Here is a 14,915-nt window from a genome sequence, read left to right on the forward strand (position 1 = left end):
CACTCGCACCGTGGTCACCAACTTGGCCGACCTGGTCGGCGAATCGGCGAGCCGTTTCCCCGCTCACGTTGCCGTGCTCGACGGCGAGGACTCCATCACCTACGCGGGTCTGGACGATCAGATCTCGGCCATGGCCACCGGTCTGCGCACGCACGGCGTGCAGTCCGGTGATCGGGTGGCCTTGCTACTCGGCAACCGGATCCCCTTCGTCGTCGGGCTCTACGGGATCCTGCGTGCCGGCGCGATCGCTGTGCCCTTGAACACCTCCTCCACCGCAACCGAGATCGAGTTCGCGTTGGGCCTGTCGGGCGCCAAGGCTGTCATCTGCGACTCGACGACATCCGAGGCGGCCAGAGCTGCGCAGATCGGGTCATGTGTGCGCATCATGGCGGGGGCCACACAGTGGGCCGCGCTGACCCGGACAACGGATCCCAGCGTCTTGCCCACCGAGACGGATCCGGAGTCAGTCGCTGTCCTCCTGTTCACGTCAGGCAGTACCGGCAAACCCAAAGCGGCAATGCTGACGCATCGATCCCTGCTCGCCAACGTCGAGGCTCTGCTGTCGCTGTCCGACCCGGCCGCCGTGACTGCGCAGGATCGGGTGCTGGCGGTCCTTCCGCTGTTCCACGTGTACTCCCTGAACGCGGTGCTGTCGTTGGGGCTGGCCGCCGGCGCCACAGTTGTCCTCAGCGATCGCTTCTCGGCCGCCGGTACGGTCGAGCTGATCCAGAAGGAGTCGGTCACAGTCGTGGCCGGGGCCCCTCCCATGTATGTCGCATGGAGCATCGAGCCACACCTCAGCCGAGCACTTGCCGACGTCCGCCTCCTGACCAGTGGTGCGGCTCCACTGCATCCGGCGCTGTTCGACCAGATCCGCACTCGTACCGGAAAGTCCGTGTGGGAGGGATACGGCCTGACCGAGTGTTCTCCGGTGGTTACCACGTCTCTGGCGTCTGGGGTCGCCAAGGCCGGCTCCGTGGGCGCACCTCTGCCCAACCTCGAGGTCCGGGTCGTCCCTGGCGATGATCCGCCCCAGGACGACGCATGGGTGGACGAGGACGAGACCGGCGAGATCTGGGTACGCGGCCCCTCGGTGTTCTCCGGCTACTGGCCCGCTGGCGAAGGTGGCCCGGACGACAACGGTTGGTTCGCCACCGGTGACATGGGCTACTTCGACGGCGACGGAGACCTCCATCTGGTCGACCGGCGCTCCGATCTGATCCTGGTCAGTGGGTTCAACGTCTACCCGCGTGAGGTCGAGGACGTCCTCAACCAGCATGAGGGCATCCGCGAGTCAGCGGTCACGGGTGTGGCCCACCCCTATTCAGGCGAAGCGGTGAAGGCATTCGTCGTACTCGAGCCAGGTCACACCCTGGCACCGGAAGACATCGTGACGTGGTGCGAGGTGCGACTGGCCCGCTACAAGTGCCCCACCATTGTGGAGGTCGTGGACACGTTGCCCCATGCGGTCACCGGCAAGTTGGCGCGGGCGAGACTGCGAGAAGCGTGACCGCGCGCGTCGTTCTTTTCGGCAAGCCCGGTTGCCACCTGTGCGACGTGGCCCGGCAGGTGGTGGAGATCGTGTGCGCCGAGTCCGACACGGACTTCGTCGAGACCAACATCTGGGACAACCCCTCGGATGCCGATGCCTACGCGGATCGAATCCCGGTCGTCGTTGTGGACGGGATCGAGATCGCACACTTCCGGGTAGACCCGGCCCGGTTGCGGGCGGCGATCGCCGATGGCTGAGATCACATTGGCCGACATCCGTGCGGCCGACGACCTTGTGCGCCAGGTCGCTCGGCGAACGCCACTGCTTCCCGCGCACTGGATGGAACCGCTGGTGGGTGGTCCGATCCATCTCAAGGCAGAGAATCTGCAACGTTCGGGCTCCTTCAAGTTGCGCGGGGCTTATGTGCGGTTGGCCCGCCTGAGTGCCGCGGAGAGGGCCAAGGGAGTCGTCGCCGCCAGCGCGGGTAACCACGCCCAGGGAGTGGCTGTGGCGGCCAGCGACCTCGGGATCCAGAGCACGGTGTTCATGCCGCGCACTGCATCTTTACCCAAGGTGATGGCGACCCGCGCCTATGGAGCACGAGTCGAGCTCACCGGAGAGACCATCGAGGATGCGCTACAGGCGGCAGCGGAGTTCGTTGCCCGTACGGGCGCGGTGATGATTCATCCCTTCGATCATCAGGACATCATCGCGGGGCAGGGATCCGTAGGCCTCGAGATCGTGGAGCAACTGCCGGATGTGGCCACTGTGGTTGTCCCCGCGGGCGGTGGGGGCCTTCTCTCCGGTACTGCTGTCGCGGTGAAGGCCTTGCGTCCGCAGGCACGGGTCGTTGCGGTCCAGGCCGAACGGTGCGCGACGCTGGCCGAGTCCTTCGTGGCGCATCGGCCCGTTCCACTGGATCACATCCCGGTGACCATGGCGGACGGCATCGCCGTGGCGGTGCCGGGGACCCTCACCGTCGCGGTGGCGGCAGCGTTGGTCGATGAGGTCGTCACGGTCGATGAGGAGCAGATCGCCGACGCCCTGCTCCAGACACTGGAGCGGGCCAAACTCCTGTCGGAGCCCGCGGGTGTCGTCGGCGTCAGCGCTGTCCTGGCTGAACCGGAGCGGTACCCGCCGCCGGTCGTGGTGGTGCTGTCCGGAGGGAACATCGACCCCGTGCTCTTGAACCGGGTCGTTCACCATGGCCTGGCCACCGCGGGGCGCTACGTGGCGATCACGGCCCGGGTGCCGGACCGACCGGGATCCTTGGCCCGATTGCTGGGTGCAGTCGCTGAGACCGAGGTGAACGTGCTGGACATCAGCCACCTGCGGAGCGATCCGCGGCTGGCTGTCGGTGAGGTGGAGATCGTCATCCTGCTCGAGACCCGCGGGCCGGAGCATCGTGATGCTGCCCTGGCCCACCTTGCCGCAGCGGGCTACACCCTGGCCATCAATTGACCGGCAGGGGACCGCTGAACCATGTCACGTCGTACGTGTACGGCGCGGGCAGCACCTTCAGCGACACCATGTCGGAAGGCAGGGGGGGAGCGGGAGTGGGGGACGTGGGGGGACTGCTGCCATCGCCCAAGGAACTGGGGTCGTAGCAGTAGCCGGTGACGGTGATCGTCTCGGTGGCTCCGGCCGCCAGCATCTGTCCTGCCGGAGGTCGAGGGGTGTCCTCGGGGCCTCGGCAGGTCGAGTTCTCCTCGAGGTAGTAGAAACTCGCGCCCGGCTCCCACGCGATCGGTTCATCGCTGGTGTTGGCGAAGGTGATGGTGCTTTGCACACCGACGGTGAAGCCGCCGATGTCGGCGAGATCGGAAGGGATCGTCGCCGGTACGGGAGGTGCCGCGGAGACGACCATCCCGTTCGGATACTGCGATGGGGTACCGAAGGGAACAGCGGTCTGCGCGGTGGCCCCTCCGGCGGTCAGTCGCTCTCCACCGCCGTACATGCTGGTGTAGAAGCGGTCTATCGCCCAGCCCACGACTAGTACCCAGATGATCGCCGCCACGATGCCGACGATGCCGAGGATCAGACCTGTACGGGCCATGCCTCTCCCGGGGCGGACGTCGTCCTTCGTGCGCAGCATCGCGACAATTCCGAAGATGACGGCCAAGGGGCCCAGGAGCAGCAGTGTCGCGAATCCCAGGTAAGGGACGAGCCCGACGATGAGCGCGATGATGCCGAGCACCAATGCCGTGACGGCGAATCCGTCCCGGCGAGGCGAGGGCGCGGGTTGGTCCGTCATCGCGCGGCCGCCTTGCGGTAGCGCGCGACCCCCAGCGGCATGAACACGAGGAGAATGGCGAGACACCACAGAATCGTCATCAGGATCGGGTTCTGCATCGGGAACCACACCCCCGGATCGTATCCCGCCGGGAGATTCCCGAACAGGTCCCGCAGCGCCAATGCCGCACACGACACCGGGTTCCAGGCAGCGATCGGCTGCAGCCAGGACGGCATCGACTCCAGCGGAACGAAGACATTGGAGACGAAGGTCAGTGGGAACAGCCAGATGAGGCCGGCGGTTTGTGCGACTTCCGGGCTGGCCACGCTCATCCCGATGACGGTGCCGATCCACAAGAAGGCGTAAGCGAACAGGGCCAGCAGGGCGAAGCCCGCGATGATGCTGAGGGCCGACGAGTGAGTCCGCCAACCGACGATGAGCCCGGTGATGGCCATGGCGAACACCGTGATGGCGCCGAAGCCCAGATCTGCGATGGTGCGCCCCGCCAACACGGCGCCCCGCGCCATGGGCAGCGATCGGAACCGATCGATGATGCCGCCCTGCAGGTCGGTGGACATGGCGACGGTCGTCGTCGCGCAGGAGAATGCGATGGTCTGCACGAAGATGCCGCCCATCAGGAACTCGACGTAGGAACCACCGGGAACCTCGATCGCGCCCCCGAACACGAACCTGAACAGCAGCACGAACATGATGCTCTGGATGATCCCGAAGACCACTGAGTCGGGGACTCGCATCAATCGGGTCAGGTTGCGGCGCGTGATCGTGAGGGTGTCGCCGACCGCTGTCGTGATCATGCTTCGTCCTCGCTCTCGGTGCGCTGTCCCGTCAACGTCAGGAAGACATCGTCGAGAGTCGGGCGGTGCAGGCCGACATCGGACACCGCGATGTCCTGCTCGTCCAACTGCCGCAGCACCTCGAGCAGTGTCTGCGCGCCTCCTGTGACCGAGACCCCCACCGTACGTGTGTGCGGCTCGACGTGCGGCTCGTCGTTGCCCAACCTGGCGAGGGTGTTCCGCGCGGCATCCAGGCTCTCACTGGACGCCACGACCAACTCGAGGCGTTCGCCACCGACCTGGCTCTTCAACTCGTCACTGGTGCCGCGGGCGATCACCCGGCCGTGATCGACCACGGCGATAGTGTCGGCGAGCCGGTCCGCTTCCTCGAGGTACTGCGTGGTCAGCAGCAATGTCGTGCCATCTCGGACCAGCCCCTCGATGACCTCCCAGAGGCCGAGTCGACTGCGTGGGTCCAGCCCGGTGGTGGGTTCGTCGAGGAACAACACCGGCGGGTGGGCGACGAGTGCGCCCGCGAGGTCCAGCCGCCGCCGCATCCCGCCGGAGTAACCCTTGACGGGTCGATCCGCGGCGTCCGACAGGTCGAACCGGTCCAGCAATTCCGCCGCCCGTTCAGCCGACCTCTTCTTGCCCAGGTGGTAGAGGCGCCCGATCATCTGGAGGTTCTCCCGGCCGGTCAGGTACTCGTCGACCGCGGAGTACTGACCGGACAGGCCGATTCGGCGGCGGACCTCATCGGCGTCGGCGACGACATCGCAGCCGGCGACGGTGGCGGTGCCTTTGTCGGGGATCAGAAGGGTCGTCAGCACGCGGACCGTTGTGGTCTTGCCGGCGCCATTGGGGCCCAGCAGGCCCAGTACGGAACCCTGCGGGACCTCCAGGTCCACTCCGTCCAGGGCGCGGACTTCTCCGCTGCGGGAGGAGTAGACCTTGACCAGGTCGTGGGCTTCGATCGCAGCTGTCACCATGCTCCTTGCGGTCACGGGGTGTAGTCGGTCACCGATACGATCTCGATCTCCATCACGGTCCCGTTCGGCAACTTGTACGAGGCCCGATCCCCCACCTTGCGCCCATCGACAGCGGCGCCGAGCGGGGAGGTGGGCGAGTAGACCTCGATCGAGGCATGGGCGGCCTCCTCGCGGGAGGCCAGCAGGAAGGTCTCGTCCATGTCCAGTGACGGGAACCGGACCGTGACCACCTTGCCGTGAGCCGCTTCGTCGTGAGCGGAGTCGGGGGACCCCACCTTCGCTTTGTCCAGCATCGCCTTCAGCTGCTTGATGCGGGCCTCGTTGTGACCCTGCTCGTCCTTGGCCGCGTGGTAGCCGCTGTTCTCCTTGAGGTCGCCCTCCTCGCGGGCGAGTTCGATCCGCTTGACGATCTCGGCTCGTCGTGGGCCCTCCCGCTCGGCCAACTCGGCCTGGAGCGCGTCGAAGGCTTCCTGCGTCAACCACGTCACGTCACTCATCGCCCGCCCTTTCGCTGCGATGAGGCTACCGGAACGCCGCCGCTCGCCTGCGATGTCCGGGTCACGGGATCGCGACGCCCGGGGGGAAGTCCGGAGGTGGCACCCGCAGTGGTTCGCCGACGGGTTCACACCCCAACACTGCGACCGACGACGCTCGGAAGACCGTCGGCAGTTGCACGGTCGTGGTGCTGGGGACCGACCCGATGGTGAACTCGCGATAGCCGAGGTCGGTCGAGCGGGCATCCTGGGCCTTGACCGCGCAGGTCACGGCCCCGGGGGCGGAGCCGCGCACATCCAAGTCCACGGCCACTGAACGATCCGCCGCTCGCCACGACAACACCCGCCCTTCGACATCCGCTCCAGTGGCCAACGAGAGGGCGGCGAATGCCGCAGCCGCGAGATAGGCGGTCACAACGGCGCCAACCAGCAGTCGTCGCGGCCACGGATTGCGGTCGGTGCCGTACCGGGCGGCCAGCATCCGATCGCGCTCCAGAGTCGTCGCCACCCCTCACCTCCGATTGGTCCTGGACGCCGGGCCTGAGACAATGACGCGTCGGATCCCGCCACCAGTGTGCGGGATTCACCGTAAGGAGTGATCGCGGTGTCGGGTCTTGGCGCATTCCTGCCTCTGGAGGAGCCGGTTGATCCCGCCCGCTACGTGGACCCGTCGGTCGTCGGTCCCGGACTGATCGGCTTCGTCCTGTTCGTGGGGCTGGGTGTGGCGACCTTCTTCCTGTGGCGATCCATGAACAAGCAGCTGAAGCGAATCGACTTCGACGAGGGTCCGCAGAAACGGCCTCCGAACGCCCCGTTCACATGACCCCCGCAGCCCGTGTGCTGCTCAGCCCGGCCTGGCTGCTGCGCTCGGCGCTGGCTCTGATTGGGGTCGCGCTGTGCGTCCTATTGTCCTGGTGGCAGTACCAGCGCACCCAAGACCAGATCGCGGTCGCCGAGGCGGCCGTCGCCCAGTTGCAGCCCTTCGAAGCCGCTGTCCCTGCTGATGCCGCTGGGTTGGACGCAGGACTTCTGGGCCGTCATGTCTTGGTGACTGGTCAAGTCGTGCCCGGCGCCCGGTCGTACATTCGCTCCCGCCTGTCGTCCGATGATGAGGTGGGTTACCTGGTCGTCGATGGGGTCAGGCTGGCGGACGGCCGGGTGGTGGCGGTGTTACAGGGGTGGGTTCCGGACCCGGAATCCGCTCCGCAGTTGGCCGGACGCACGGTAACGGTCACGGGCCGGATCCAACCCTATGAGAACTTCTATCCCGGGGCTCCTGTCTCGGCCGAGGAGCCACTGGTCACCATCACGGCCGCGGGGCTGGACACTCAATGGCCCGCAGACACCCCCGGGGCCGGGTACGTGGCTGTCACGGGCACCCCCGCTGCCACTGGTTTCGGGCCGGTCACGCCGCTGGTGGGAACCGACCCCGACGTGCCCTTCCCAGTTCAGAACATCTTCTACACGGTGCAGTGGCTGATTTTCGCCGGGGTCATCGTCGTCATCTGGGGCCGTTTCCTGCGGGAGGACATCCGAGCGGCCCGCGCTGTCGAGTCCGAGGCGAGAGGTTAGCCTCGGACGGTGGTCACACAATCCGCTCCCCCTCGAACTGTCCCCAAGGGGCTGTCCGGCGCGCTGCTGCGCTTCCAGATCATGGCTTTCGTCACCGGCGTGGTGCTCGGGTTCATGACCGTGATCGGGCTGCCGTACAAATACATCACCGGTGAGGTCACCACCTGGTACAGCCTCGGCTGGATGGCCCACGGGTGGCTGTACATCGCATACGTGGCGGTATCGCTCGACCTGGTGTTCCGGCTGCGCTGGCATCTAGGCCGAGCCCTGTTGATCCTGATCGCGGGCACCATCCCGTTCATGAGTTTCGTCGCCGAGTGGTGGGTGACCAAGCGGGTCAAGCCCATGCTCTCCCCTCCTGCGCCCTGAGTGTCCCGCGCCAACCCTCGGCGCGGGACACTAGCCTGGAGAACGGTCGGAGGGAATCGGTCGGAGGGAAAGTCGGTCCGGAGGAAGGTGCTGCGTGGGCCTACGAGACGCGATCTACACCGCATACGCGGGTCGCGTACGCAGCCGACTGGATCACAACCGGATTCCGCGGCACGTGGGGGTCATCCTCGACGGAAATCGACGGTGGGCGACCGTCAAGGGATCCTCCAGCGAGACCGGGCACAGGGCGGGCGCGGCCCGCATCGCGCAGTTCCTCGGATGGTGCGAGGAGGCCGGAGTACAGGTCGTCACCTTGTGGTTGTTGTCCACTGACAACCTGCAGCGAGATCCCGCCGAACTGGCTCCGCTGCTCGGAATCATCGACGAGACGGCGCATGACCTTGCCGACCGGGGGCGGTGGCGGGTGCATCCGGTGGGGGCGTTGGATCTCCTGCCCGACGAGTTCGCCGCCTCCTTGAAGGCCGTGGACGAGCAGACCGCCGAGGTCCAAGGGCTGACGGTCAACATGGCAGTCGGCTACGGCGGACGGCGCGAACTCGTCGATGCTGTGCGCTCGCTGCTCTACGAGCATCACGAGCGGGGCACGACACTGGAGGACCTCGCGCAGTTCCTCGACGCGGACCACATCGCCGAGCATCTGTACACCAAGGGGCAACCGGACCCCGACCTCGTCATCCGGACCTCCGGAGAACAGCGGCTGTCCGGTTTTCTGCTGTGGCAAAGCGCCCACTCGGAGTTCTACTTCTGTGAGGCGCTGTGGCCTGACTTCCGCGAAGTGGATTTCCTGCGGGCGCTGCGAGCTTATGCACAGCGGCAGCGTCGCTACGGGGGCTGAGCAATCGCGGCGCTTACCCTTCTCAGGTGGCGACCTCGACCGAACCGCTGGTTCAACCTCCGCCCACTCGGGGGTACCGTCCCGGCGGCGTCGAACTGTTGGCCGGCGCCGCCATCGCACTGGTGCTTCTGCAGCCGCTCCTCGTGCAATGGTTCGACGCGCCGGGCCTGCAAGCAGCCACCACCATTTTTGTCGCCATCGTGCTGCAAGCCCTGCCCTTCCTCGTCCTGGGAGTGGTCCTCTCTGCGGTCATCGCCGCCTACGTCCCGGAATCGTTCTGGCGCCGCGCGCTACCGCGTCGGCCCGGTCTCGCCGTACCCGTAGCCGGTTGCGCTGGGGCGATCGTGCCCGGCTGCGAGTGCGCCTCCGTACCGGTCTCCGGATCCTTGATGTCGCGGGGCGTTGCCCCGGCCGCAGCGCTTGCCTTTCTCCTGTCCTCCCCGGCCATCAACCCTGTCGTGATCGTCTCCACCTGGGTGGCGTTTCCCGGCAACCCCCAGATGGCGCTCGCCAGGTTCGCTGCGTCGCTGCTGACCGCGCTGGCCATGGGATGGCTGTGGCTGCGGTTCGGCAAGGGTGAATGGTTGCGCATCCCCAGCCGCCGCCACCCCGCCGACGCCTCCAAGTTCACGGTGTTCCGCACGAGCGCCAGCCATGATTTCCTGCACGCCGGCGGATTCCTCGTGATCGGGGCCATGGCGGCGGCGATATTGAACGTCGTCGTGCCCCGGGAATGGCTCGAAACGCTCGCGGACAACCCCTTGTTGTCGGTCGTCGCCCTGGGGCTGCTGGCCGTGCTGCTCTCGATCTGCTCCGAGGCCGACGCGTTCGTCGCCGCCAGTCTCAGTGAGTTCGGCCCCACCGCGTTGTTGGCGTTCATGGTGGTGGGCCCCATGGTCGATCTCAAACTCATCGCGCTCCAAGCGGGGACGTTCGGTCGCCGGTTCGCGGCCCGGTTCGCACCGACCACGTTCGTCGTGGCGATCCTGATGTCCGTCGGTATCGGGGCGGTGGTGCTGTGAGACGCGACGTCCAGGGCATCGTGCTGCTCCTGGTGGGTGTCATGGTGCTGCGTCTGGCGGTGGGAGAGCAATTCCTGTTCTACGTCGCCGAGGGCATGCGGCCGTGGTTGGTCGTGGCTGCCGTGGTCCTGGTGGGCCTCGGTGGGCTGACGCTGTGGGATGCGTACACCGACGAGGACCACGGTCACGCCGGACCGCGCATCGCCTACCTCCTGCTGTTGCCAGTGCTAGCTGTCTTCGTGGTGGCCCCATCGGCACTCGGTGCCTTCAGCGCCGAGCGGTCGACGCCGTCCGCGCCACCCGCAACCGCCGACCTGCCCCCGCTGGCCGACGACCCCGCCGAGATCCCGCTTCGGGAATACGTGATCCGGGCAGTGTGGGACGCGGGTCGGACCTTGCGCGGACGCGAGGTCACGATGACCGGCTTCGTCACACCGGATCCCGCGGGAGGCTGGTGGTTGTCTCGTATGTCCATGGCCTGCTGCGCGGCTGATGCACAGGCATCGCGCATCAAGGTCGTGGGAGCGTCGGAACTTCCGGCCGACACCTGGGTGACCGTCTCCGGTCGTTGGGTTGAGGGCGGCGGGTTGGCAGACCCCGATGCTGTGCCACTGCTCGAACCGACCGACGTTGCTGCTGTCTCCCGTCCGCGCAACCCCTACGAGTGACCGACGTGACCGCTCACCACGACGACGACTGGTCGCTGCCACCAGAATTGCGCCGATACGTCTTGTGGGTGCTGATCCCGTTGGTCGTCGTGACGGTCGCCGGGGTCGCATGGCTGTGGCCACGGGGCGAGAATCCCTCACTCGGCGAGGTGAACTACGAGTCGGGATCAGTGACCGAGATCTCCGAATGCCGTCCCGCGGCCCCTGACTGCAGGCTGGTTCTCGTCACCATCACCGATGGCCCGGCCAAGGGTGACTTCGCGGCACTGAACGTCCAGTCGGCCGAGAGTGGACCCCAGATCGAAGTCGGCACCGACGTTTGGTTGACCGTCACGGACATCGAAGGCCAGCGGACCTATTCCTTCGCCGACGTCAAGCGGGACCGCGCCTTGCTCCTGTTGGCGGTGCTGTTCTCGGTCGCGGTAGTACTGCTGTCGCGATGGAAGGGAGTCGCCGCACTCGCCGGGCTGACCGTGTCGATTCTGTTGTTGGTCTACTTCGTGCTCCCTGCCCTTTTGCAGGGCACCGCCCCGCTGGCGGTCGCAGCCTTCGGTGCGGCCGCCATCGCCATGGCGACCATGGGCCTGGCCCACGGATTCACCATCCGTACTGGGGTCGCCCTGATCGGCACTGTCATCGCTCTGCTGCTCACCGCAGTGCTCGGGGCGCTGTTCACCGCTGCGGCGCAGTTCACGGGGGTCGGCGGAGAGGACGCCTTCTACCTGCAGAACGCGCCCATCGACTTCGCCATCGACTTACGGGGGCTGTTCTTGGCAGGACTCGTCATCGGTGCACTGGGTGTCTTGGACGATGTGACAGTCACACAGGCAGCGGCTGTGTGGGAAGTGCGGCGCGCCCGCCCGCACAGTTCCTTGCGGGACCTGTACTCGGCCGGGATGCGCGTGGGCCGCGATCATGTCGCGGCGACGGTCAACACGTTGGTCCTGGCCTACATCGGCGCGTCTCTCCCCCTGTTCTTGATCCTGGTGATGTCGCAGGCGCCGCTGGGACAGGTCCTGACGAATGAACTCATCGCCGCCGAGGTGGTGCGCTCCCTGGTCGGTGGTCTGGGCATCATCGCAGCCGTACCGATCACGACACTGGCGTCGGCGTGGATCCTTACTCGCCGAACCGCGGTTCCCACGCCGGATCACTGAGGAGAGCCTCGTCGACTGCCCGGCGGGCCACAGCCAGGGACTCGGAAATCTCCGCGACCCTTTCTTGGGCGGACTGAAGCATGATCCGATCGTGCCAGTTCCACACTGTCACTCCCAGTGCCTGTCCCACCAGACGTCGCAGGATCTGCGACGGCAGTCCCCGAGAATCCCACACATCGCCGCTCTCGCCGTGTCGCTGCACGAAGAGGTACTCCGCGCCACCGGCCCGGGCCAGGCCGTCCAATGAACTGATGTCGCCGATGCGTGGCACGCCGCGCTCCTCGAACCACTCGGTGACCCGGACGCCGACCGGAAGGAGGTGCAAGTGGGCATGGGCAAGGCAACAGAAGGAGTCGTCGGGATCCGTCCCTGTTCCGTGTTCGAAGACCATGGATCCACGGGCCCCATGAGCCCCATCCGGGGATTGCGCCGCCAGCCCCGCCAGCAAGGCGCTCACCATGTGCGCCGCCTGCTCGAGTCGATGCGCCGGCAGTAGCGCGGTCGAACGGGTGTGCTCGAAGGGAACCAGCAGAAGGTGGCCGGGGGCCAAGGGGGCGTTGTCGCTGAGAATCCGGAAGCCGTCGATCTTCGCGATCAGATAACTGGGTCGCTCGACGGAGCCGAGCTCGCCGTAGTGGTCCATCTGCTCGCACGCGTTGGAGCAGAACACGCAGGGAGTTCCAGTGTCAGGCATGTTCCTCAGTCCGCTTCCGGAGGGTAGGCGGCCAGCCACGTGAACGACTCCGCTGCGTCACCCGGGATCCGCCACGAGCGCACCACTCGTGCCTGGTCGAGATCCACGTCGTGCAGCGTAAGGGGCTGCTGGGTCCCCACGATCACATGCCCTTCATGGCCGCGGGTCATGCCCCTCAGGAACTGCCCGGGCACGAGAATGCGGCGGGTGACGAGGCCCGTCTCGACCAGGCACACCTCGCTCGTATTCGATTCGTTGAACCACACGCCAGTCGCTACGGGGAGCAGGTCGTGATTGGGGAAGTGCCTGGCTGGGCCGACCCACAGCACCTGCGGCTTCAGAGTCGATGTGAGGTCGACGGATTCGCCGCCGGGAGCAGTCCCCCCAGCGAGGGTCAGTCTGACGATGACGTGGGCCGACCGCCACTGTCCGGGAACTGGGTGCCACGCGTCCTCGCGGAACCGGACCCTTCCGGGATCTGACGTGGGGAGAGCGCCGCGTCGATCATGGGTGAGGGCACTGCCCAACGACACCAGAAGGTCGTCACCATCGCGCACGAGGGAGTTCAGGTGCGTGACATCGTGGACGTGGTCGGCCAGTACCGAAGGATCGCGGAAGTCCCCCAGCGCAGTTGGGTCGACCGGCTGGGGCATTGTCAGCAGCCTCTGCAGGCTGGGTGAGTCGGTGGGCCGCCAGCGCCACAGTTCGGTGCCGGTGCGATCTATTGCCAGGACGGTGTCGGAGTGCGTGGCCGTCACGGCCAGACCGCCGGGGACCCTGATGACGCAGTGGACACCGCCCATGAGGGGATGCTCGACCCGTCCGACGACCTCACCCGATCGCGCAGACAGGATGCTGATTCCCGTCGAGTCGGTCACGAGCAGTTGATCGCCGTCCACCGTCACGCAACGCAGCCCGCGTGTGCCCCCTCGCCGGTTCGGGTCGACCTCACGGAACCGGTTCTCGGGTAGCCGCGTATCGCTGACGACCGACACCTGGTCACCGGCGAGTTCGACCACGAGCATCCGCCCGCTGCAGGTGCCGGGCGGGACATGCCGGATGACGGTCGTCGCCACGATTCTCATCACTTCGAGCATGACACGGTCAGATGGTCACGGCGTGGCTCATCTGCTGCGGACGATGCCGCCCGTAGCGTCGGTTCTACGCGTGAGCGGAGGGCACATGACGGAATCGAGGGCGCAGACGCCGCGGCGGACCTACGTGTTGGACACCTCGGTGTTACTGAGCGACCCGCGAGCCATGACCAGGTTCGCCGAGCACGATGTCGTCCTTCCGCTGGTGGTGGTCACCGAACTCGAGGCGAAACGCACGCATCCGGAGTTGGGGTACTTCGCCCGCCAGGCTCTGCGTTTCCTCGATGACCTGCGCATCGAGCATGGACGCCTGGACGTGCCCCTGCACATCGGGGACTCCGGCGGCACGCTTCACGTCGAGCTCAACCACAGCGACGTTCAGGTCTTGCCGCCCGGATTCCGCCTGGGCGACAACGACTCCCGCATCTTGTCGGTGGCCCTGAACATGCATCGCGAAGGTCGCGATGTCGTTCTTGTCTCCAAAGACCTCCCGATGCGGGTCAAGGCTGCCGTGGTCGGGCTCACGGCCGAGGAATACCGTGCCGAGTTGGTCGTCACGTCCGGTTGGACTGGGGTCATCGAACTCGAAGTCTCGGGGACCGAGATCGACCAGTTGTACGATCGCGGCCTCCTGGAGATCGGTGATCATCCAGAAGTCGAACTGCTCCCCAACTGTGGTGTCGTGCTGATCAGCGAGAGGGGCAGCGCGCTGGGCCGGGTGCTCGCCGACAAGCGCATCCGACTGGTGCGCGGCGACATGGAAGCCTTCGGCCTGCACGGCCGAAGCGCGGAACAGCGGATCGCGCTGGATGCCCTCCTCGATCCCGACATCGGGATCGTCTCGATGGGCGGTCGAGCGGGCACCGGCAAGAGCGCGCTGGCTCTGGCCGCCGGACTCGAGGCCGTCGTCGAGCGTGGCAGTCATCGCAAGATCATGGTGTTCCGGCCGTTGTACGCCGTGGGTGGTCAAGAGCTGGGCTACTTGCCTGGCTCGGAGCACGAGAAGATGTCGCCGTGGGGACAGGCGGTGTTCGACACGTTGTCCGCGATCACCACTCCCGAGGTGATCGACGAGATTCTCAACCGGGACATGCTCGAGGTTCTGCCGCTGACCCACATCCGGGGTCGGTCTCTGCATGATGCGTTCGTGATCGTGGATGAGGCCCAGTCTCTGGAGCGCAACGTCCTGCTCACCGTCCTGTCGCGCATCGGCAAGGACTCCCGCGTCGTGTTGACCCACGACATCGGGCAGCGCGACAACCTCCGCGTGGGGCGCTATGACGGCGTTGTCGCGGTGATCGAGAAGCTCAAGGGCCACCCCCTCTTCGCCCATGTCACCCTGACCCGCGCGGAGCGATCCCCCGTGGCTGCGCTGGTGACGGAAATCCTCGAGGAACTCTGAGCCGGGACTCTCCTCCCTTCACGGGGTTCGGTCCCATCGAGGAGGACTTGGGTCGAAGAGGTACGAGCGTCCGGGAGCG

General features: G+C 66.6%; 18 protein-coding genes. 11 read left to right on the top strand and 7 right to left on the bottom strand.

Features of this window, described 5'->3' with window-relative positions; genetic code table 11:
• Positions 1 to 10 precede the first annotated feature (10 nt).
• Genes V9E98_14735 through ilvA form a run of 3 tightly spaced genes read left to right on the top strand, consistent with a single transcriptional unit; the run spans position 11 to position 2,953 of the window.
• On the top strand, positions 11 to 1,510 hold the full coding sequence (locus V9E98_14735) for an AMP-binding protein (GenBank protein MEI2718221.1): 1,500 nt from the start codon (positions 11 to 13) through the stop codon (positions 1,508 to 1,510).
• Positions 1,507 to 1,749 (top strand): glutaredoxin family protein, encoded by a 243-nt coding sequence (locus tag V9E98_14740; protein ID MEI2718222.1) that lies wholly within the window; start codon positions 1,507 to 1,509, stop codon positions 1,747 to 1,749. Before V9E98_14735 ends, V9E98_14740 begins: the two co-directional genes overlap by 4 nt.
• Entirely contained in the window at positions 1,742 to 2,953 is a 1,212-nt protein-coding gene (gene ilvA, locus V9E98_14745; protein MEI2718223.1) for a threonine ammonia-lyase, read from the top strand. The genes V9E98_14740 and ilvA overlap by 8 nt, the downstream gene beginning before the upstream one ends.
• Here the strand turns inward: ilvA and V9E98_14750 are convergent.
• The 5 genes from V9E98_14750 to V9E98_14770 form a co-directional block, all read right to left on the bottom strand.
• A complete protein-coding gene (locus V9E98_14750; GenBank protein MEI2718224.1) occupies positions 2,946 to 3,746 on the bottom strand; it encodes a DUF4190 domain-containing protein in 801 nt (266 codons plus the stop codon). The two genes, ilvA and V9E98_14750, sit on opposite strands and share 8 nt — an antisense overlap.
• Entirely contained in the window at positions 3,743 to 4,540 is a 798-nt protein-coding gene (locus V9E98_14755; protein MEI2718225.1) for an ABC transporter permease, read from the bottom strand. Before V9E98_14755 ends, V9E98_14750 begins: the two co-directional genes overlap by 4 nt.
• On the bottom strand, positions 4,537 to 5,505 hold the full coding sequence (locus V9E98_14760) for an ATP-binding cassette domain-containing protein (GenBank protein MEI2718226.1): 969 nt from the start codon (positions 5,503 to 5,505) through the stop codon (positions 4,537 to 4,539). Before V9E98_14760 ends, V9E98_14755 begins: the two co-directional genes overlap by 4 nt.
• Before the next feature lie 14 nt (positions 5,506 to 5,519).
• Positions 5,520 to 6,005, bottom strand: coding sequence for a transcription elongation factor GreA (gene greA / locus V9E98_14765; protein ID MEI2718227.1), 486 nt, complete (start codon positions 6,003 to 6,005; stop codon positions 5,520 to 5,522).
• Between the two features lie 61 nt (positions 6,006 to 6,066).
• Entirely contained in the window at positions 6,067 to 6,510 is a 444-nt protein-coding gene (locus V9E98_14770) for a DUF4307 domain-containing protein (GenBank protein ID MEI2718228.1), read from the bottom strand.
• Positions 6,511 to 6,606: 96 nt separating this feature from the next.
• Here V9E98_14770 and V9E98_14775 point away from each other — a divergent pair, with 96 nt between their 5' ends.
• The 7 genes from V9E98_14775 to V9E98_14805 all read left to right on the top strand — a co-directional run bounded on the left by V9E98_14775 (position 6,607) and on the right by V9E98_14805 (position 11,646).
• Positions 6,607 to 6,825, top strand: coding sequence for a hypothetical protein (locus V9E98_14775; GenBank protein ID MEI2718229.1), 219 nt, complete (start codon positions 6,607 to 6,609; stop codon positions 6,823 to 6,825).
• A complete protein-coding gene (locus V9E98_14780; protein MEI2718230.1) occupies positions 6,822 to 7,574 on the top strand; it encodes an SURF1 family protein in 753 nt (250 codons plus the stop codon). The genes V9E98_14775 and V9E98_14780 overlap by 4 nt, the downstream gene beginning before the upstream one ends.
• 9 nt (positions 7,575 to 7,583) lie before the next feature.
• The gene (locus V9E98_14785; GenBank protein MEI2718231.1) at positions 7,584 to 7,943 is read left to right on the top strand and encodes a DUF3817 domain-containing protein; all 360 of its coding nucleotides are present in this window, start codon (positions 7,584 to 7,586) and stop codon (positions 7,941 to 7,943) included.
• Between the two features lie 94 nt (positions 7,944 to 8,037).
• The gene (locus V9E98_14790) at positions 8,038 to 8,799 is read left to right on the top strand and encodes an isoprenyl transferase (GenBank protein ID MEI2718232.1); all 762 of its coding nucleotides are present in this window, start codon (positions 8,038 to 8,040) and stop codon (positions 8,797 to 8,799) included.
• A gap of 26 nt (positions 8,800 to 8,825) precedes the next feature.
• Positions 8,826 to 9,821 carry a permease gene (locus V9E98_14795; GenBank protein ID MEI2718233.1) on the top strand — a complete coding sequence of 332 codons (996 nt, stop codon included), beginning with the start codon at positions 8,826 to 8,828 and terminating at the stop codon, positions 9,819 to 9,821.
• Positions 9,818 to 10,489, top strand: a complete 672-nt coding sequence (locus V9E98_14800; GenBank protein MEI2718234.1) for a TIGR03943 family protein — start codon at positions 9,818 to 9,820, stop codon at positions 10,487 to 10,489. The genes V9E98_14795 and V9E98_14800 overlap by 4 nt, the downstream gene beginning before the upstream one ends.
• Positions 10,486 to 11,646 (top strand): YibE/F family protein, encoded by a 1,161-nt coding sequence (locus tag V9E98_14805; protein ID MEI2718235.1) that lies wholly within the window; start codon positions 10,486 to 10,488, stop codon positions 11,644 to 11,646. Before V9E98_14800 ends, V9E98_14805 begins: the two co-directional genes overlap by 4 nt.
• Here the strand turns inward: V9E98_14805 and V9E98_14810 are convergent.
• Positions 11,609 to 12,340 carry a hypothetical protein gene (locus V9E98_14810; protein MEI2718236.1) on the bottom strand — a complete coding sequence of 244 codons (732 nt, stop codon included), beginning with the start codon at positions 12,338 to 12,340 and terminating at the stop codon, positions 11,609 to 11,611. The two genes, V9E98_14805 and V9E98_14810, sit on opposite strands and share 38 nt — an antisense overlap.
• 5 nt (positions 12,341 to 12,345) lie before the next feature.
• A complete protein-coding gene (locus tag V9E98_14815; GenBank protein ID MEI2718237.1) occupies positions 12,346 to 13,425 on the bottom strand; it encodes a hypothetical protein in 1,080 nt (359 codons plus the stop codon).
• A gap of 97 nt (positions 13,426 to 13,522) precedes the next feature.
• Here V9E98_14815 and V9E98_14820 point away from each other — a divergent pair, with 97 nt between their 5' ends.
• On the top strand, positions 13,523 to 14,836 hold the full coding sequence (locus V9E98_14820) for a PhoH family protein (protein ID MEI2718238.1): 1,314 nt from the start codon (positions 13,523 to 13,525) through the stop codon (positions 14,834 to 14,836).
• Positions 14,837 to 14,915 lie beyond the last annotated feature (79 nt).

The sequence above is a fragment of the Candidatus Nanopelagicales bacterium genome (assembly GCA_037045355.1).
In the GTDB taxonomy this organism is placed as follows: domain Bacteria; phylum Actinomycetota; class Actinomycetes; order S36-B12.